The following is a 19,324-nucleotide window of genomic DNA, read 5'->3' as shown; positions in this document are numbered from 1 at the left end:
TCAATTAAAAGGGGGTAAAAGTAAAAGATTAACTTTTACTAAAAGCTATGATTAAATTTAGACTTGCAAGAAAAGGTGATGAAAAAGAAGTTTTAACGCTTATAGATATTGTTTTATCTGAATATGGCCTTAATTTAGAACCTTCTGGTGCTGATTTTGACGTTACAGATATAACAAAATTTTATTTTAATAATAAAGGATGGTTTCAAGTTATTGAAGATGATAATAAAATCATTGGTTCAGTTGGAGTCTACAAGATAAATGACTCAACTTGTGAGCTTAGAAAGATGTATCTTTATAAAGAATATCAAGGCAAAAATTTAGGAAAAACTTTGCTAAAAAATGCATTGCAATCTGCTCAAAATTTAGGTTATACTACAATGACACTTCAAACAAATTCACTTTTAACAAAAGCTTTACCACTATACGAATCTTTTGGATTTGAAAAAAATAATGATGAAGTTTGTTCAAGATGCGATATTTCAATGCAAAAAGATATAATGCTTACATAAATAAGCCTTATTATTTTAACTTTCTCACTATTTTTGCCCTTCTAATTCTAAATACTGATTAACTATATTTATTTCTTTATCTCTTATTTTCAATAAAAAATTAACTGTAACACTTCCTATAATTAATAATATGGTAGTTATGTAGATATTAACAATTAATAGATATAATATTGCAAATGATACCACTTGAGCAACAGTTGGGGATTTGCTTCTAATATAAATATATTTTCTTATAAATCCAATGGAATCTTTAATAATAAAATACATAAATACGACTCTTACAGACATAATTACAGTTTTTATATATGTTGAATTAATTGTAAAATTCGTATTATTAATTATTTCTACTATTAGTAAATATGTCACTGAAATGAAATACGTTCTTTTAGAACAACATAAATAGCTTCCAATTTTTTTAAAGTTTTTTAATATATTATATTTCTCTTTACTAGCTTTATTTAAAATATTTAATTTATGTCCTATAAATAATGCTCCAACATAAGACACTAAAGCTGTTCCTACAGGTATAGTTGCAACAAATATATAAAAAGCCATTTTTGTTATTTCTTCATTTAAAGGAAACATTACAGCTACTGAATCAAAATCTTTAAGTAGACTATATCCTGTTAATGTTGATAAATATACATCTACAAGTATTACTACAAAACATCCTCCAATTGATGACCACAATATATCGTCTAATATTGCTCCTTTTTTAGATACAAAAAATCCACATATTAAACCTAGTATAATCCCTTGGCTCATCCATATCGCTGATGGAACATCCCCTATAGCTAGTGCTACAATAATTAAAGAAGTTAAAGAAGATAGTACTGTATATTTAAACCCTATTTTTAAATATAAAATTGAAATAAAAATAGGTACTATTATATCTAAATATATTGAGTACATAAGTCCAGTAGAAATTGCTACTATACTAACTACAACAAAAAGTGCAGATAGCATAGCTGCTTCGGTTAATTTTTTTGTTTTCAAATCTTTCACCTTCATTTGTTTTTAATTATATAACTTTTAGTATAATACTTATTTAATTAAAAGTTAATAGCTAATATAAATAAAGTGCTAAACATCTCTTCTCATTTTCGAAATGAAAGAGCTGCTAATAGCAACTCCTTCATTAATAATATTATTATAACTCTTTGCTTAGTTCTATAAACTTTTCAATATCTTCTTCTATTGTCTTTAAAGAACTTCTCCAGAAATCTTTATCATGAATATCTATTCCCATAACCTTTGTTACATCAGCAATCTTATTTTTCCCTGTTATTGAAAGTAAATTTTCGTAATCTTTAGGGAATGAATCTCCCCTCTTAATATATTCTGCATATAGCCCTTTAGCAAATAATAATCCAAATGCATAAGGGAAGTTATAGAAATTGCTATCTACATAATAATAATGAGGCTTCCAAGTCCACATATATGGATGTAAATATTCTGGATCTAATCCATCTCCATAAGCTTCTTTTTGTGCTTTAATCATAAGCTCTTTTATCTCATCTACAGAAAGCGCACTTTCTTTTCTCTTTTCAAAAAGCCAAGATTCAAATAAAAATCTTGAATATATATCTACTATAACTTGTGTTGAATCACTTATTTCACTTTCTAATATTGATAGAGCCTCTTCTTTATCAGCTTCCTTTATCGCTGCTTTTTTAATAATAGTTTCACAGAAAGTTGATGCTGTTTCTGCAATTGGCATTGGATAGTTAGAGTTTAAAGCACTTTCATTTTTTAAACACTCTCCATGGAATCCATGTCCTAATTCATGAGCCATAGTTACAACATCACTAAACGTATTTCCATAGTTTAATAAGAATCTACTTTCTCCTATAAAGTGAAGGTTTGAACAAAATGCTCCTCCCACCTTACCTTCTCTAGGATATACATCTATCCAGCTATTATCAACTGCTTTCTTTGCAAAATTTGCAAGGTTATCGCTAAATGTTCTAAAGTTCTTTTCTACAAACTTAGCTCCTTCTTCATATGAAAATTCCATATCTTTCTCTATTATTGGAGCATACATTTCATAAAATGGTAATCCATTATTATATCCTAATATTTCAGCTTTTCTTCTTAAATATTTTCTAAAGGTAGGCATCGCTTCTCTCATAGCTGAAAGCATTGCATCTAAAGATTCTTTATCCATTCTTGAATTTACAAGTGTTTGCTCTAATGGAGACTCATATCCCCTAAACTTACATATAGTTAATACTTCACCTTTTATTGCATTTAATGCTGCTGCTACACCTTCTTCAATCTTTTTATATGACTCAATTTCAGCTAAATATGCCTTCTTTCTTACATCTTTATTATTGTCATAAGCCATATTTAAAACTACTGTAAGAGGTAACTCCTTCATTTGTCCATCCTCTTCAATATTCACTTTATGATTTGAAATTAAATTGTTTTTTAACTTTAACCATGCAGTTGATCCTGTATTTTGCATATTAGCAATTATACTCTCTTCTTTATCAGATAAAAGATATTTAGATTTTTCAACAATACTTGTTAAAATAAATTTATGTTCTTTCAATTTTTCTGAAGATTCAATAGCTTCATCTAGATTTTTTAATGTACTTATCCATTTATTTAATTTTGTTTCTGCTTCAACTATATTAGTTAATTTATCGTCTAAAATATCTGAATATTTTAATGCCACACCATTTGTTGTATCTGCACTAATAGTTAAATGAATAAATGCACCTAGTCTATTTGTTATATTTTCTAAATTAGTATAAAAATCAATATACTCTTCAAGTTTTTCTACTTCATTTTCATTATTTTTTACTGTTTCATTTGTCCAATAATTAAAGTTTGTAATTAAATTATCTACCTTTTCTAAATCTCTTTTAAACTCATCAGAATCAAATGATTTATATATTTCTTCTAAACTCCATTTTAATTCCATATTTTTCTCCCCAATCTTTTTAAATTTCATAAGCAGCATTCTATTTCTACTTATTAGGTATATTATATCATTTAAACTACAAAAATCCATATTTTGAAATAATTACGATAAATTATCTATCAAAAAAGAGGATGTCCAAAAACATCCTCCTAAAATTTATCTTTTTTTCTTTAATTGTAGCTTTTCTATCCAACCTTTTTCATAAATAAGTGATATATAACCTATTATTGACATAATTAATGCACCTAAGCAGTCAACTATTAAATCTTTCATAGTATCAACTAAAGCTGCTCTTCCAAGTAAATCTACTCCACCTTCTAGTGCAAATTTTTGCATATTTAATCCTAAAAGACCATCAAAAGTAAACTCATATATTTCCCAAAACACTCCAAGAGTTACTGCAAAGCAGAATGAAAATATAACAACAAATAATGGACTTAAATTAATAGGTACTGTTTCTGTTTTATTTAATAAAGTTACAAAAGAAAATCCTAATGCACCTAGCATAGCTCCACTAAAAGTATGCAGTATAGTATCCCAATGTGGTACATTATAATAAAAACTCTTTACTTCTCCTAAATATATTGCACAATATAAGAATATTGTATAAAGAATTAGCATATTTGAAGGTATTTCTATTTTAAATTTACGTTCAAATACCCCTGGTAAAAACATTGCAACAACACCTAAAATACATTGAGATAAAATAAGTACATAATCATTTTTTGTTCTTGCAAATGGATCACTTGGGTTCATTACTGATGGAGCTACAATCATAGCCCATACTAAAAATATAATTGTTAAAATAAGCGAAATAAGTACGAAATAATTAAATATCTTCTGATAATTTATTTTTTTACCTTTCAAATTTTTCCTCTCCTTATTGTTTATTATGTATAAAACACCTGATTCAATATAATATAACAATTTTCATCAAAAGTAAAATATGAAATTTTAGTTAATTTAAAAAAAAGTAACATATAAGAACCTCTTACATGTCACTTTTAAAATTTTTTTAATAATTTTCTATAAATACCTCAAAGTAACCTTGTGGATGCAAACATGCCGGACATGCCTTAGGTGCCTCATTTCCTTCATAAATATACCCACAATTATTACATTTCCATAATACTGATTCTTCTTTCTTAAATACAGAATCATTTTCTATATTTTCCAATAATTTTCTGTATCTTTTTTCATGTCTAAATTCAACTTCTGAGATTCTTTCATAAGCAATTGCTATATCTAAAAATCCTTCTTCTCTTGCAACTCTAGCAAACTCCGGATAATCAGCACTCCACTCCTCATGTTCTCCATTAGCAGCTGCTTTTAAATTTTTCACTGTTTCTCCATGTAGTGCTACTGGATATGATGCTGTTATTTCTATAGCTTCATCTGCAAATTCATCCTTTAAGAATTTATAAAATCTCTTCGCATGTTCTTTTTCCTGTTCTGCGGTCTCCATAAATATATTCGCTATTTGAACATATCCTTCTTTTTTAGCTGTACTAGCATAGTAAGTATATCTAGTTCTAGCTTGACATTCTCCCGCAAATGACTTTAATAAATTTTCTGCTGTTTTTGTTCCTTTTAACATTGTTAAAACCACTTCCTTTTATACCATTTTATAGTTATATTTTACCATTTATAGTTATATTTTAAAATACTATCTATTTATAAACACTAGGTATTACTTATTTTTTTCTAGTTTATCTAGCTTCTTATTATATAAAAACATATAAAATGATGCTCCAAATATAATTAAATACCCTATTACACTTAAATAATCTGGTAATACTCCAAAAATAACTAAACTTATTATTGCAGAGAATATTATATTAGAATAATCAAAAATAGATATTTCTTTTGAAGGTGCATATTTATATGCTAATGTTACCCCAAATTGTCCAATACTTGCAAAAATCCCCGCTAATATTAAATATACTAATTGAATCATGGTCATAGACTTATAAACTACAATCATAAATGGGAAAATTACAATAGTTGAGAATAATGAAAAATAAAATACTACCGTATAATGTTTTTCTTTCCCTCCTAAAACTCTTAGACAAGTGTACGCTGCCGCAGCACAAATTGCTCCAAGTACGCCTAATAATGATGGAATTATATCTAAATTAAAAGTAGGTTTTATTATAAATAACGCACCTAAAAATGCAATAATTATTGCAATACTCTGTTTTATATTTATTTTTTCTTTTAAAAATAATGCTGAAAAAATTATTACAAAAAATGGGCTTAATTTATTCAACATATTAGCATCTGATAAAACTAACTTATCTATTGCATAAAAATTCAATACTATTCCTATAGTTCCAAATATCGATCTTAATATTAAAATCTTTTGGCTATCCTTTTTTCCAAAAAAACTCTCCTTATTCTTTATAATAAATATTGCTGCAATTATACATGAAACAAGATTTCTAAAAAAAGTCTTTTGAAATGATGGCAAGTCCCCTGCTAGCTTTACAAATGCAGACATCATAGCAAATCCAAAAGCAGATGCTATTATAAATATTATACCTTTTGTCCTATTACTTAGTTCACTCATACTGTTACTCCTTTAATATTTAATTTTCTACATTATATATAATAACTAAAATAACTTATAAATCAAACTTTTAACTATAAAATATCTATAAATAAAAATAAAGTGGAAACCCACTTTATTTTTATTACTATTTCAAACTTTAAAGCTTTCTTATATAATCATCTGTTAATCTAAATGTTGTCCATTCATCCATAGAAATTGCTCCTAATCCCTTATAGAATTTCTTTGAAGGTTCATTCCAATTTAAACAGACCCATTCCATTCTTTTACATCCCTCTTCTCTTGCAAGCTTACCTAATATCTTAAATATTTCTTTTCCTAATCCCATACCTCTATATTCTGATCTTATAAATACATCTTCTAAATAAAGTCCTGAAGTGCCTGTAAAAGTAGAGAAATTATAAAAATAAACTACATATCCTATAGGATTCTCATCTTTCTCAACTATTAAAACTTCTGCTCTTCTTTTTTCAAAAACGTATTTTTTAAGTGACTCTTCTGTTGCGTCTACAGCATTAGATAATTTTTCATACTCAGCTATTTCTTTAATAAATCCTAAAATTAATGATAAATCATTTTCACTTGTTTCTCTTAATGTAAACCCCTCAATATTTGTATTATATCTTCTCATGTTATCCCCCTGTGCGTAATATAAATATCTTCAAATGATATCTAAATTCTAATTAAAATATCATTTATATCATTACTAACTTTTAATCTTTCACTATATACCCATTCTACATCAAATTCTAATGAAAATATTTTTGAGAATGAGTAGTACATACTTATTTCTTGATAATAAATTTCTAAAGCTTCTAAGTTGCCTTTATAACATTCTGGTTTAAATAATTTCTTTTCTTTATTTATAAATAACTCATCAACATATTTTAAAAAGGTCTCCATAAGACTTTCATTTTTAACATCAAAAGGAACTTTTAACAAATCCCATTGAATATCTTCCTTTAAGTTATATCTTTTAATAGCTTCTAATACAATTAGATAATCATTTATATCCATCTTTCGATAATAATTAAGTTTTTCTTCTCTAGTACTCCACAATGCTAACTTCTCTTTTAATGGTAGATTCTTTATATTTAGAATAGCCTCTGAAGGACCAACTACAGCTTTCTCTATTGGTTTATCTATACTCTCTATCTTTTCCTTTATGAAATCAGCTGTATCTCCTACTGAAGCTACATATCCAACATCATATATTCCTTTTCTTCCCGCTCTTCCTGCTACCTGTTTTACTTCTTGAGATGTAAGTTCTCGTATTTCCTCTCCATCAAATTTTCTTATAGACATAAATACGATTCTTCTTATAGGTAAATTTACTCCCATTCCTATTGCATCTGTTGTAACAAGAACTTTAGTATCTTTATTTATAAACTGATTATATTGCATTCTTCTAACCTCAGGTGGTAAATCACCATATATTATACTAGCTTTAATACCTAGATTAGAATATTCTGATGCAATTTCTAAAACTCGCTTTTTAGAGAATACTACTATTGCATCTCCCTCCTGCGCATCTCTAATATTGAAATTCTTATATTCTACTTCTAAAGGAACATTTCTTGTATACTCCTTTATTTCATAATCATCTTTACAATCCTTTAATATCTTTTCAAGTAACTCCTTAGTATTAAGTGCTCCACAAACATGAATTTCTTTACATCTTAAACCTAATAAAGCTCTAGTCCATGCTGCCCCTCTTTGAGAATCACCAATCATTTGAATCTCATCTATTACTGCAATATCATATTCTTCTCTTAAATTAAGTTTTTCAATTGTACATGATAAATGAGTTGCACCTTCTTTAATTATTTCTTCCTCTCCTGTAGCTAAGTTACAAACAACCCCTTCACTGTTAAGCTTTTCAAAGTTTTCTAAAGCTAATATTCTTAAAGGTGAAAGATATATTCCCTTTCTAGCTGTTTTTAATCTCTCTATAGCATTAAATGTCTTACCTGTATTTGTATCACCTAAATGAATAAAGAATTTTCTTTCTATATTTCTAGCATTTATATATTCATTTTTAGGATTATCAGGAAAATTCTTTTCAAACTCCTCTGCTATTATATTAGGAATATGATGTTTTGTAAGTACAGTAATAAATCCAGAGTTTATTAATAAATTATAATTTCCCCTTACAACTTGATAATAGTCAAAATCTGTTCCATTTTTTTTATTATATGATTCAAGTATTCTCTTAGCTGTCTCTTCAAGAAGTTCCTCATACCTCTCTAAAACAACATCATATTCTTTAAACCCTTCAGTTTCCATTTCCAATAGTGTCTTTATTTTTTTCCTTATTGCTGCTTCATGTTCAAAAAGAGCCCCTGCCTTAGAGTGATGAACTATTTCTTCTATTTGAGTAATTTGACTTTTTAATTTTTTAAATTCTCTTTGTGCTGCGTTTTTTTTCATATACTCCCTCCATAAGGATTTTATTAATATATTTATATTGTACAACAAATAAGGGCCGTTTCAAAACAGCCCTTAAAATTTTTGTTAAAACTTTACACTTGATACTTGCCTTACCATATCTAATTCTTTTTCAGACTCTACTTGGATTAATGTTTCGTTCCAATTTTTATCAAACTTAATCTTAAATACTTCAACATCAGCCTTATTACTTACTGGTGCCATTGTTACATACTCAGTTTTATTAATCAGTTTTTGTTCTAAAATTTGATAGTCAATTTTATTTCCGTTTTCATCATGAAAAGTCATTATCTTTTGTTCCAAAATTATCACTCCTTCATCAATAATATTAGTATTGTTCAAAACCTATAAAAATTATAGCTTTAAATTTTATTTATTTTCAAAAAAATTAGAGCTATCTTCTTTGATAGCTCTAACCTTTTATTCTAAAACTTTTATATTTTCCCCATCACTTTCTAGAATGATAGTTCCTTCAAAATCAGTTCTAAGTAAATTAATATTATTCTTTTCTAATAGCTCTAGTATTTCCTTATGAGGATGTCCATAATCATTTCCTTCTCCAACTGGAATAACTGCAATATCTGGTGAAACTTCTTTTATAAAGTCTTCTGATGAAGAAGTAGTACTACCATGATGGCCTACCTTTAATACATCAGCATCAATATTTTCTCCATTAGCAATAACTTGCTTTTCTACAAGTTTCTCTGCATCTCCAGTAAATAAGAATGAATTCTCTCCAAAAGTAATCTTCATAATAGGAGAATAATCATTTAACTCATTATATTTATCATCTACTGGTGAAAAAATTTCTACTTTAGTACCATCTCCTAAATCTATCTTAGATCCATCTCCAGCTTTAATAGTAGTTATTTTTAATCCTTCATTTGTAACAGCATTTATCATTTTTTCAAAAGTCTTAGTAGTATGCTCAACCTTTGGAGAATAAAAGTTTTTAACCTCAAATGCATCAAAAATTTCATCCATTCCACCTATATGATCTTCATGAGGATGAGTTGCAATAACGTGGTCTATAGTTGTTACTCCTATTCCTTTAATATATTCTACTAAGCTGTCTGCCGACTTATTTGGTCCTGCATCTATTAATAAATTTTTACCATTAACTTGTACTAAAGTTGCATCGCCTTGTCCAACATCGATATAGTGAACCTTCATAGTACCAATAGCGCCTGTAGTTGTATTTTTTAGTTCTCCACCAAATGCTATAGTTACTAAAGCAATAATCGCAAAAATCACTGTTGTAATTAATTGAGCCTTTTTGTTTCCTTTGTGCTTCTTCATAGCCTTATCATAGCTATTTTTCAATTTCTTATTATTCATTTAAATCTTTATCCTTCCTATAGTATACGTAAAATAATTTTACATTGTAAATATAAAACTGTCTAGTATAGTTAAAAATCAACTAAATAAAGGAGATGTAAAAAACACCTCCTTCATTTATAACTATGCAGTTACTTCATCAATCATTATATCATCATCCGAATAATATTTTTCTTCATCAAACTCATTTTCACTTTTACTTACGATAAGTGTACATATACAATCCCCAAATACATTTATTGTAGTTCTACACATATCTAGTATTCTATCTACACCCATAATAAGCCCTATACCTTCTACAGGTAATCCAACAGTTCTTAAAACCATAGATAACATTACTAGCCCAACTCCTGGCACTGCAGCAGTTCCAATAGATGCAAGTGTTGCAGTAACTATTACAGCCATTATTTGTCCTATTCCTAATTCAATTCCATATATTTGAGCTATAAAGACAGTTGCAGCTCCTTGCATTATAGCTGTTCCATCCATATTTATTGTTGCTCCTAAAGGTATTGTAAAAGATGATACCTTATTACTTACTCCAGAATCATCCATTGCCTTTTTTGTAACAGGTAATGCAGCCCCACTTGATGCCGTTGAAAAAGTTACAGCTGCAACTTTAGCGAATCTTTTAACAAATGGTACAATGTTTAATCCTGTAAATGCTTTTAATAATCCAGAATATACAACTACAGCATGAACAGCTAAAGCTAATAAAACAACTATCATATATTTAACTAATGATCCAAAAGCTTCAAATCCTGTTGTTGCAAAAGTATTTGCTATTAGTCCAAATACTCCAAAAGGTGCAATAGCCATTACTATATTAACCATTTTTAAGCAAACCTCATTTAAACTTAGCATAAAGGTTTTTACAGGCTTAGCCTTTTCACCTAATATACTTATAGTAGCCCCAAATAAAATTGAGAACGAAATTATTTGAAGCATGTCCCCATCTACCATAGCTTTAATTGGGTTTGTTGGAATTATGCTTATTATTAAATCAGCTATGCTTTGACTTTCTCCTATTGTAGGTTCTTGAAGAACTAAACTTGACATATCTAATCCTACTCCTGGATTAATTAAAAATCCTAGTCCTATAGCAATAGATATAGCAACCGCTGTTGTAAATAAATAAAATACTACTGTTTTGCCCCCAATTCTTCCTAAGCTCTTTATATTTGCAAGTGATGCAACTCCACAAGTTATAGATGCAAACACTAATGGAACTACAAGCATCTTAATAGCACTAATAAATCCTGTTCCTAAAACTTTTAAGATTCCATTTAAAAATACTGTATCTTTTATAAATCCACTTGGTAAAGCTCTAATTGCTAATCCTAAAAGTAATCCTAGCCCCATTCCTATAAATATTTTGGTAGTTAATCCTATTTTATTTTTCATAAAATTCCCCCTTTTTATTTTGCTTATATCTATATATTACCACATAAATGCATAATTTCAAATTTTTTATTCATTTTTCTAAAAATTAAATTCTATTTCCTATTTTATTCATCTTAATATTATATATATATTTAGCATTTATTCTTCATTTTGAAGCTATATTTAAAATTTACTTTTCTTTTTATAATATTATAAATATTATTTTATGAAATTTTACTTTCTATAACTTTCATTTCTCAAAATAAACTTTTCCTGTTAAATAGACCTTTTTTTGTAGCATTTTCTATATTTAGCTTGTTTTATTAAAGATACTTCTCTTTTTTATGCTATAATATTATCTATAAATACATATATAAAGGAACTTTTTAATTATGAATATTTTTAAATCTTTTTTAGAATTTCTTCCTTATCCAGTTTGGATAGAAGACATAAATACTAAAATAATATTCTTAAATAAATCTTATGAAAATTTATATAATACAAAATATAGTGATATCATAGGTAAGACAAATAAAGAAGTTTTTCCCAAAGTAACTGCAACATTATATGATAACCAAATAAAAAGATGTATATCAGAAAAGAAGAGTATAACTTTTAATGTTAATATAGATAATATTTTTGTTGAGTGCATAATCTTTCCTTTATTAAATTCACATAATGAAATACATTCAATAGCCGGTATTATATTACCTATAAACGATAAATTAAAAAGAGAAGAAGAGTTAAAAAAACAAAAAGATATATTAAAAACTATAATAGATTCTTTACCAGAAGCTATATTCTACAAAGATAAAGATTGTAAATTTATCGGCTACAATAAAAACTTTAGTGACTTTTATGAAAAGCTTGGAGTTTATGATTTAATAGGCAAATCTGATTTAGAAATATATCCAAATAAAGAAATTGCCAAAAAATTTCTTGAGCAAGATAAAGAAATTATGAAGACAAAGAAAGCAAAGTCTTCTCAATACTCTATATCTTATAAAAATGATGATGTTAAATTTGAAGAAAACCTTAAAGTTCCTGTCATTAATGAAGATGGTGATGTTTGGGGCATTGTAGGCCTTTCTAGAGATATTACAGATAGAAAAAAATTAGAGAACAAACTAAGATATTTAAGCTATACTGATTATCTTACTGGTTTATATAATCGTTCTAGCTTCGAAGAAAAACTAAACAAATATAATCAAGAAAAATATCTTCCTCTCGGAATAATAATGGGTGATGTCAACGGTTTAAAAATAGTTAATGATACATTAGGCCATCTAGAAGGTGATAAACTTCTTATAAGCATCGCTAATGTATTAACAGATGTTTGTTCAACAAAAGGTTCTGTCTTCCGTTGGGGTGGAGATGAATTTATGATTCTTTTACCAAATAGCAATGAACAATTATGCGAAAATATAATGAGAGAAATTTTACACAAATGCGAAGCTAGTGATTATAAATTTATTCAATTAAGTATAGCACTAGGCGAATCTGTCAAAAGTTCTATATCTCAAAATATATACGATTGTATAAAAGAAGTAGAGGAAAAAGTATATAGAAGAAAATTGTTAGATAAAAAAAGTATACGAAGTTCTATAACAGATTCTTTAATAAAAAGTCTTCAAGAAAAAAATACTGAAACTGAAGAACATACTGAAAGAGTAACTACATACGCTTCTTCCTTAGGAGTTGTGCTCAACCTTAAAGCTTCAGAGTTAGATGAACTCTTTTTAGTTGCTAAGTTCCATGATATAGGTAAAATAGGTATACGTGAAGATATACTTTTAAAACATGGAAAGTTAACATACGATGAATTTATGATAATGAAAACCCATTCCGAAAAAGGCTATAGAATACTTCAAGCTATGGGCGAACTTGAAAATGTAGCTAAATGTGTTTTATGTCATCATGAAAAATGGGATGGTACTGGCTACCCTCTAGGACTTAAAGAGCAAGAGATACCTCTTATATCACGAATAATTTCTATTGCAGATGCTTATGATGTTATGAGAAGTGAGCGTACATACAAGAAACCAATGAGCAAAGAAGATGCTATTTTAGAGTTAAAACATTGTTCTGGTTCTCAATTTGACCCTTTTTTAGTTGATACTTTTATAAATTATGTTTTAAATAATATTTGATTTATCTATAATCAAAAGATAAGGAGATTAATTATGGACAATATCTTAACTACTGAATTGAATAATTTCAAATTGTTATATCCAAACATTGAATTTTATTTTTTCGAAGAAATTGACTCTACAAATAAATTTTGTAAAAGTTTAGCTAATAAAGGCTTCGATAAACCAACTTTAGTATTAAGTGATAAACAAATATGCGGTAGAGGAACAAAAGGTAGAAACTGGCTTTCACCTAAAAATAAAGGACTATGGTTTTCTCTCTTATTAAAACCAGACTTTTCTACTAAATTTCTAAGTATTATCCCTATTTTAACAGCTACTGCTATATATGAGACTCTGTTAGAATTTGATATTAAAGCTACTATTAAGTGGCCAAACGATATTTTTATTAAAGATAGAAAATTAGGTGGTATTTTAACTGAGAGCAATATTTCCAACGAAAAAATAGACTATTTAATAATTGGTATCGGTATTAATATAAATTTAGATATAACCGATTTTGACTTAGAACTTCAAAACAAGGCTACATCACTTAAAATTGCTTATGGAAATGATTTTAATAGGTTTAAGATTCTTAATACTTTCATAAAAAAATTCAGCAATATATATTCAGATATTACCGAAGATAAGATAATTTCTATATTAAAAATTTATAAAGCTAACTCCTGTATTTTAAATAAAGAAGTCAGCTTACATTATAATAATACATATGAAATTGTAACTCCTATCGATATTGCCAATGATGGAAGCCTATTAGTAAAAGACTCTAATAATATAATAAAACAAATTTACTCTGGTGAAGTTTCTCTTAGATTTTAAGAGAAACTTCTAAATCTTTTATATCGCTCGTCTAAAAGAGTATTTATTGTTTTACTCTTCAAAACTTCTAATTCTTTTATTAGCTCTACCTTTATATTTTTAGCAACACTTTCTATATCATTGTGAGCTCCACCTTTAGGCTCTTTAATGACTTTTTCAATTATATTTCTCTCTAAAAGCTCATAAGATGTAATCCCCATATTTTCTGCAACTTCTTTCGATTTTGTTGCATCTTTTAATAATATAGATGCAAAACCTTCTGGTGATAAAATTGAATACACAGAGTTTTCTAACATCCAAACTCTATCTCCAACAGCTAATGCAAGTGCTCCGCCACTTCCACCTTCACCAATTATAATTGATATTATAGGGACCTTAATTTTAGAAATCTCCATTAAATTTCTAGCTATAGCTTCTCCTTGCCCTCTCTTTTCTGCTTCAACACCACAATAAGCTCCTGCTGTATTTATAAAACAAATTATAGGTCTATTAAACTTTTCAGCTTGCTTCATAAATCTTAATGCTTTTCTGTATCCTTCTGGGTGGGGAGAACCAAAATTTCGTTCTATATTTTCTTTTAAATCTCTTCCCTTTTGCATCCCTATTACAGTAACTGGTTCATTTTCTAAAAAAGCAATACCGGCTACCATAGCCTTATCATCTTTATAAGCTCTATCTCCATGAAGTTCTATAAAATATTTAAATATTATATCTATATATTGAAGTGTAGTAGGCCTTTCAATCATTCTCGCTGTTTCAACCCTACTCCAAGCTTTAATGTTTTTGCTCATAGTTACGCCTCCTTGTATCCATGAAGCTTTAAAAGTTTATATAAAGTTCTTTTCATATCTTCTCTGTTAACTATTTTATCAACAAATCCATTTTCTAATAGAAACTCTGCACTTTGGAAGTCATCAGGTAACTTTTCTTTTAATGTTCCTTCAATAACCCTTCTTCCAGCAAATCCAACCAATGCTTTTGGTTCGGCTAAAATTATATCACCTAACATGGCAAAACTTGCGGTAACACCTCCTGTTGTAGGATCTGTTAATACTGTAATATATAAAAGCCCTTCATCATTATGCTTTGCAATAGCACTACTTACCTTGGCCATCTGCATAAGCGAGAAAATACCTTCCTGCATTCTAGCACCACCAGAGGTAGTAAAAATTATTATAGGTAATTTCTCTTTTGTAGCCTTTTCAATTGCTAATGTTATTTTTTCTCCCACAGCAATCCCCATACTCCCCATAAGAAAGTTTGAATCCATTACAGCTATTATATTTTTTATTCCATTTATTTTGCAGTCACCTGTAATTACCGCTTCAATTAGCCCACTTTTCTCTCTATTACTTTTTAACTTTTTCTCGTATTCATCAAAGTTCATAGGATTTCTTGATGAAATACTAGAGTTAAATTCATTGAAAGACCCTTTATCACATATTTGATCTATTCTCTCATAAGCTCCCAATCTAAAATATCCGCCACAGTGATTACAGATTTTATAGTTTTCTTCTAATACTTTTTTGTATAATATTTTTCCACAATTTCCGCATTTAACCCATGTACCATCTGGAACTATCGGTAAATCTAAAGCTTCTTCTTTAGTTAAATTTACTACTCCGTACTGTCTTTTCTTAAAAATACCCATAATAATCACCATACTATAAATTATATTCTGTACTTATAAATGAAGTATCAAAAATACCTAATTTAAATCTTTCATTGTTTAATATGTCTATCTGAAAATCTATATTGCATTCTACTCCTTGTATTACAAACTCATCTAAAGCTCGAATCATTTTATTTATAGCCTCTTCTCTATTATTTCCATGAACTATCACTTTGGCTATCATTGAATCATACACCGGTGGTATTGTATATCCTGGATACACCGCTGTATCTACCCTAATACCATTCCCCCCTGGCACATTTAAAAATTCAATTTTCCCAGGAGAAGGTGCAAAATTCTTATTAGGATTTTCTGCATTTATTCTACATTCTATAGAGTGACCTTTAACATTTATATCTTCCTGATTTATTGACAGTTTCTCACCATTAGCTATTCTCAATTGTTCTTTAACTATATCTACTGAAGTAACCATTTCTGTTACTGGATGTTCTACCTGTATCCTTGTATTCATTTCCATAAAATAAAAGTTCTTATGTTTATCTACTAAAAACTCAATTGTTCCAGCATTTGTATACCCTACTGCTTTAGCAGCATCTACTGCAGCTCTTCCCATCTTTTCTCTTAACTCATCAGAAAGTATAGATGATGGTGCTTCTTCTAATAATTTTTGATTTCTTCTTTGAACAGAGCAATCACGTTCACCTAGATGAACTACATTTCCAAAACTATCTGCAAGTATTTGAAATTCAATATGTCTAGGATTCTCTATAAACTTTTCCATATATACTGAATCATCACCAAAATTAATTTGTGCTTCAGATTTAGCAGTAAAAAATGAATTTTCAAGTTCATCTTCTTTATGAACTATTCTAATCCCTTTACCTCCACCACCAGCTGAAGCTTTTATCATAACTGGATAGCCAATTCTCTTAGCTTCTATTTTGGCTTCCTTAAAAGATTTTACCAGTCCATCACTTCCTGGAACAATTGGTACTCCAGCCTTACTCATAATTTCCCTTGCTTTTGATTTATTCCCCATAAGATTTATAACTTCACTATTTGGTCCTATAAACTTTATATTACATTCTTCACATATAGCTGCAAATTCTGCTTTTTCAGATAAAAAACCAAATCCAGGGTGAATCGCATTGCATTTAGTTATAACTGCAGCACTTATTATATTGCTTTCATTTAAATAGGAGTCTTTTGACTTAGGAGTACCAACACAAATAGACTCATCAGCTAATTGAGTATGCATAGCTTCCTTATCTGCTTCAGAATATATTGCAACAGTCTTTATTCCCATTTCCTTACAAGCTCTTATTACTCTTACAGCAATTTCACCTCTATTAGCTATTAATACCTTTCTTATCATAAAACACCTCTTTATCTTAACCTATCATAAATGTTAATTCAGCTTCACAAGCTTTTTTACCATCTACATATGCTATTCCTTTACCAATACCTGCTACTCCTCTAATTTTAGTTAATTCAACCTCTAGAGTTAAAATATCACCAGGCACAACTTTTTTTCTAAATTTGGCATTATTTATACCACCAAAATAAGCTATTTTCCCTTTGAACTCTTCTCTTTTTAAAAGAGCAACAGCACCTGCTTGCGCTAAAGCCTCTACTATCAATACTCCAGGCATAACCGGTTCTACTGGAAAATGTCCTTGAAAGAAATATTCATTCATAGTAACATTTTTTATTGCAACTATTTTATTTCCTTCTAAACTTTCAACCTTATCTATTAAAAGAAAAGGATATCGATGCGGAATTATCTCCATAATTTCTTTTATATCCATAACTAATCTCCTTAGACTATTTAATTTTAAATATAGTCATACCAAACTCTACTATATCTTCATCTTTTCTTAATACTTCAACTATCTCACCATCAAAATCTGAAGTGATTTCATTCATAATCTTCATAGCTTCAACTATACAAAGTACATCTCCCTTTTTTACTTTAGATCCAACCTCAACATAAGGCTTACCACCTGGTGTTGAAGATGAATAAAATGTACCAACTAAAGGTGACTTAACTTCTTTTAACTCTATATCGATAATATTATTACTTTCTTCTTCCACTACTAATTCTTTTTTAGGTATAGATTTTGAATTAGTATTTCCAACATTAACTTCTTCTTTGTTATTTATTTCTTTAAAACTTACTTCATCATTTTTACTCAATTTTAATTTAAAACCATCATTTTCTAGTTCAAATACTCTTATACTAGATGAATCTATTTCATGTATTAGTTCTTTTATTTTGTTATAATCTAGCACTATAAATTCTCCCTCCATTTTTTAAATATAAGGGTTCCATTATGTCCTCCAAATCCTAATGAGTTTGACATTGCATAATCATACTCTTTTCTTATACCTTCATTAACAACTAAATTTAAGTCACATTCTTCATCTTCATTTTTATAATTTATAGTTGCTGGAATAAAGTCCTCCTCTAATGATTTAATTGATATTATAGCTTCTATAGCTCCAGCTGCTCCTAAAAGATGACCTGTCATTGACTTAGTAGAACTTACGTATATATTTTTATAATCTTCTCCAGTTGCTTTTTTAACTGCTAACGTCTCAACCTTATCATTAATCTCTGTAGATGTACCATGAGCATTTATATAACCAATATGCCTTGAAGAAATATCTGCATCTTTCATCGCTTGAATCATAGCTCTTGCTGCTCCATCTCCATCACTACTTGGTGATGTAATATGATATGCATCACATGTAGTACCGTATCCTACTACTTCAGCATAAATTTTAGCACCTCTTTTTAATGCACTATCTAAATCTTCTAAAATTAATGCCCCTGCACCTTCCCCCATAACAAATCCATTTCTATCCTTATCAAAAGGTATAGATGCTCTATCCTTATCCTCACTTCTGCTCAAAGCAGTAAGTGACTGGAACCCTGCAATTCCGAAAGGTGTAATTGAAGCTTCAGAACCACCAGCAATAATTACATCTAAATAACCATCCTTAATACTTCTATAAGCTTCACCTATAGCATGTGTAGAGGTTGCACATGCAGAATTTAAACTTAAACAACTACCTAAAATCCCATGCTCTATAGCTATTGTTCCAGCTGCAATATTAGCAATTCCCATTGGTATAGTAAGTGGTGATACTCTACTTGGCCCTCTATCTTTTAGTGTATTGATTTGATTTTCTATAGTACCTATTCCACCTATACCACTGCCAAATACAACTCCAACTCTTTCTTTATCTATATTACCTAACTCAAGCTTACTATCTTTTATAGCTTCATTAGATGATATAACAGCAAATTGAGTGTACTTATCCATCCTTTTTGCATCTTTTTTTCCTATATAATCTTCTACATTAAAATTTTTAACTTCTGCTGCTAGCTTAACTTTAAAATCTTCTGTATTAAAATAAGTAATCTGTTCTATACCATTTTTATTCTTTTTTACATTGTTCCAAAATTCACTTACTGAATTTCCTATTGGCGTTATTGCTCCCATTCCTGTAACTACTACTCTTCTTTTCATAAGAAAC

At 28.6% G+C, this 19,324-nt stretch carries 19 protein-coding genes; 3 read left to right on the top strand and 16 right to left on the bottom strand.

What is annotated here, in order from left to right; genetic code table 11:
* The first annotated feature begins 47 nt into the window (after positions 1-47).
* On the top strand, positions 48-512 hold the full coding sequence (locus tag LQE93_RS12785; protein ID WP_231073922.1) for a GNAT family N-acetyltransferase: 465 nt from the start codon (positions 48-50) through the stop codon (positions 510-512).
* A 27-nt stretch (positions 513-539) separates the two neighbouring features.
* On the opposite strand, the gene LQE93_RS12780 is transcribed toward LQE93_RS12785, so the two are convergent.
* The 10 genes from LQE93_RS12780 to LQE93_RS12735 form a co-directional block, all read right to left on the bottom strand.
* Positions 540-1,508, bottom strand: coding sequence for a YybS family protein (locus tag LQE93_RS12780; RefSeq protein WP_231073921.1), 969 nt, complete (start codon positions 1,506-1,508; stop codon positions 540-542).
* Positions 1,509-1,662: 154 nt separating this feature from the next.
* Complete coding sequence (locus tag LQE93_RS12775) at positions 1,663-3,441, bottom strand: M3 family oligoendopeptidase (RefSeq protein ID WP_231073920.1); 1,779 nt, start codon at positions 3,439-3,441, stop codon at positions 1,663-1,665.
* 156 nt (positions 3,442-3,597) lie between these two features.
* Entirely contained in the window at positions 3,598-4,308 is a 711-nt protein-coding gene (locus LQE93_RS12770; protein WP_231073918.1) for a hypothetical protein, read from the bottom strand.
* Positions 4,309-4,456: 148 nt separating this feature from the next.
* On the bottom strand, positions 4,457-5,038 hold the full coding sequence (gene rbr / locus LQE93_RS12765; RefSeq protein ID WP_055263379.1) for a rubrerythrin: 582 nt from the start codon (positions 5,036-5,038) through the stop codon (positions 4,457-4,459).
* Between the two features lie 93 nt (positions 5,039-5,131).
* Entirely contained in the window at positions 5,132-6,010 is an 879-nt protein-coding gene (locus LQE93_RS12760; RefSeq protein WP_186837588.1) for a DMT family transporter, read from the bottom strand.
* Between the two features lie 139 nt (positions 6,011-6,149).
* A complete protein-coding gene (locus LQE93_RS12755) occupies positions 6,150-6,641 on the bottom strand; it encodes a GNAT family N-acetyltransferase (RefSeq protein ID WP_231073916.1) in 492 nt (163 codons plus the stop codon).
* 41 nt (positions 6,642-6,682) lie between these two features.
* Positions 6,683-8,440 (bottom strand): helicase-related protein, encoded by a 1,758-nt coding sequence (locus tag LQE93_RS12750; RefSeq protein WP_055263373.1) that lies wholly within the window; start codon positions 8,438-8,440, stop codon positions 6,683-6,685.
* 84 nt (positions 8,441-8,524) lie between these two features.
* Complete coding sequence (locus LQE93_RS12745; RefSeq protein WP_231073914.1) at positions 8,525-8,770, bottom strand: DUF1292 domain-containing protein; 246 nt, start codon at positions 8,768-8,770, stop codon at positions 8,525-8,527.
* Positions 8,771-8,878: 108 nt separating this feature from the next.
* Positions 8,879-9,757: a ComEC/Rec2 family competence protein gene (locus LQE93_RS12740; RefSeq protein WP_186837598.1), complete on the bottom strand. Its 879-nt coding sequence runs from the start codon at positions 9,755-9,757 to the stop codon at positions 8,879-8,881.
* Positions 9,758-9,919: 162 nt separating this feature from the next.
* The gene (locus LQE93_RS12735; protein ID WP_186837586.1) at positions 9,920-11,200 is read right to left on the bottom strand and encodes a dicarboxylate/amino acid:cation symporter; all 1,281 of its coding nucleotides are present in this window, start codon (positions 11,198-11,200) and stop codon (positions 9,920-9,922) included.
* Between the two features lie 371 nt (positions 11,201-11,571).
* On the opposite strand from LQE93_RS12735, the gene LQE93_RS12730 reads away from it, so the two are divergent.
* Both LQE93_RS12730 and LQE93_RS12725 read left to right on the top strand, forming a co-directional pair.
* Positions 11,572-13,329, top strand: a complete 1,758-nt coding sequence (locus tag LQE93_RS12730; RefSeq protein WP_231073912.1) for a sensor domain-containing diguanylate cyclase/phosphohydrolase — start codon at positions 11,572-11,574, stop codon at positions 13,327-13,329.
* A 33-nt stretch (positions 13,330-13,362) separates the two neighbouring features.
* The gene (locus LQE93_RS12725; RefSeq protein ID WP_231073910.1) at positions 13,363-14,148 is read left to right on the top strand and encodes a biotin--[acetyl-CoA-carboxylase] ligase; all 786 of its coding nucleotides are present in this window, start codon (positions 13,363-13,365) and stop codon (positions 14,146-14,148) included.
* Here the strand turns inward: LQE93_RS12725 and LQE93_RS12720 are convergent.
* The 6 genes from LQE93_RS12720 to fabF are packed head-to-tail and all read right to left on the bottom strand — an operon-like array spanning position 14,145 to position 19,317.
* Positions 14,145-14,939, bottom strand: coding sequence for an acetyl-CoA carboxylase carboxyltransferase subunit alpha (locus LQE93_RS12720; RefSeq protein WP_231073909.1), 795 nt, complete (start codon positions 14,937-14,939; stop codon positions 14,145-14,147). The genes LQE93_RS12725 and LQE93_RS12720 overlap by 4 nt on opposite strands.
* Positions 14,940-14,941: 2 nt before the next feature.
* Entirely contained in the window at positions 14,942-15,799 is an 858-nt protein-coding gene (gene accD, locus LQE93_RS12715; RefSeq protein WP_231073908.1) for an acetyl-CoA carboxylase, carboxyltransferase subunit beta, read from the bottom strand.
* 13 nt (positions 15,800-15,812) lie between these two features.
* Complete coding sequence (locus LQE93_RS12710; protein ID WP_231073906.1) at positions 15,813-17,156, bottom strand: acetyl-CoA carboxylase biotin carboxylase subunit; 1,344 nt, start codon at positions 17,154-17,156, stop codon at positions 15,813-15,815.
* Between the two features lie 16 nt (positions 17,157-17,172).
* Positions 17,173-17,589 (bottom strand): 3-hydroxyacyl-ACP dehydratase FabZ, encoded by a 417-nt coding sequence (fabZ, locus tag LQE93_RS12705; protein ID WP_055263360.1) that lies wholly within the window; start codon positions 17,587-17,589, stop codon positions 17,173-17,175.
* Positions 17,590-17,605: 16 nt separating this feature from the next.
* Entirely contained in the window at positions 17,606-18,073 is a 468-nt protein-coding gene (gene accB / locus LQE93_RS12700) for an acetyl-CoA carboxylase biotin carboxyl carrier protein (RefSeq protein ID WP_231073905.1), read from the bottom strand.
* The gene (gene fabF, locus LQE93_RS12695) at positions 18,073-19,317 is read right to left on the bottom strand and encodes a beta-ketoacyl-ACP synthase II (RefSeq protein WP_055263356.1); all 1,245 of its coding nucleotides are present in this window, start codon (positions 19,315-19,317) and stop codon (positions 18,073-18,075) included. The genes accB and fabF overlap by 1 nt, the downstream gene beginning before the upstream one ends.
* Positions 19,318-19,324: the final 7 nt, after the last annotated feature.

The sequence above is a fragment of the Clostridium sp. NSJ-145 genome (assembly GCF_021044725.1).
GTDB classification, from domain to species: Bacteria; Bacillota; Clostridia; order Clostridiales; family Clostridiaceae; genus Clostridium; species Clostridium disporicum_B.
The sequence above is the reverse complement of the archived record's forward strand: the minus strand, read 5'-3'. Positions and strand labels throughout refer to the sequence as shown.

Coding starts and splice junctions, on each gene's coding strand:
- LQE93_RS12740 (WP_186837598.1), bottom strand. CDS start 9,757: ATGAAGAAGCACAAAGGAAACAAAAAGGCTCAATTAATTACAACAGTG.
- LQE93_RS12755 (WP_231073916.1), bottom strand. CDS start 6,641: ATGAGAAGATATAATACAAATATTGAGGGGTTTACATTAAGAGAAACA.
- LQE93_RS12710 (WP_231073906.1), bottom strand. CDS start 17,156: ATGATAAGAAAGGTATTAATAGCTAATAGAGGTGAAATTGCTGTAAGA.
- LQE93_RS12760 (WP_186837588.1), bottom strand. CDS start 6,010: ATGAGTGAACTAAGTAATAGGACAAAAGGTATAATATTTATAATAGCA.
- LQE93_RS12725 (WP_231073910.1), top strand. CDS start 13,363: ATGGACAATATCTTAACTACTGAATTGAATAATTTCAAATTGTTATAT.
- LQE93_RS12775 (WP_231073920.1), bottom strand. CDS start 3,441: ATGGAATTAAAATGGAGTTTAGAAGAAATATATAAATCATTTGATTCT.
- fabF (WP_055263356.1), bottom strand. CDS start 19,317: ATGAAAAGAAGAGTAGTAGTTACAGGAATGGGAGCAATAACGCCAATA.
- accD (WP_231073908.1), bottom strand. CDS start 15,799: ATGGGTATTTTTAAGAAAAGACAGTACGGAGTAGTAAATTTAACTAAA.
- fabZ (WP_055263360.1), bottom strand. CDS start 17,589: ATGGATATAAAAGAAATTATGGAGATAATTCCGCATCGATATCCTTTT.
- LQE93_RS12735 (WP_186837586.1), bottom strand. CDS start 11,200: ATGAAAAATAAAATAGGATTAACTACCAAAATATTTATAGGAATGGGG.
- LQE93_RS12720 (WP_231073909.1), bottom strand. CDS start 14,939: ATGAGCAAAAACATTAAAGCTTGGAGTAGGGTTGAAACAGCGAGAATG.
- LQE93_RS12750 (WP_055263373.1), bottom strand. CDS start 8,440: ATGAAAAAAAACGCAGCACAAAGAGAATTTAAAAAATTAAAAAGTCAA.
- LQE93_RS12730 (WP_231073912.1), top strand. CDS start 11,572: ATGAATATTTTTAAATCTTTTTTAGAATTTCTTCCTTATCCAGTTTGG.
- rbr (WP_055263379.1), bottom strand. CDS start 5,038: ATGTTAAAAGGAACAAAAACAGCAGAAAATTTATTAAAGTCATTTGCG.
- LQE93_RS12785 (WP_231073922.1), top strand. CDS start 48: ATGATTAAATTTAGACTTGCAAGAAAAGGTGATGAAAAAGAAGTTTTA.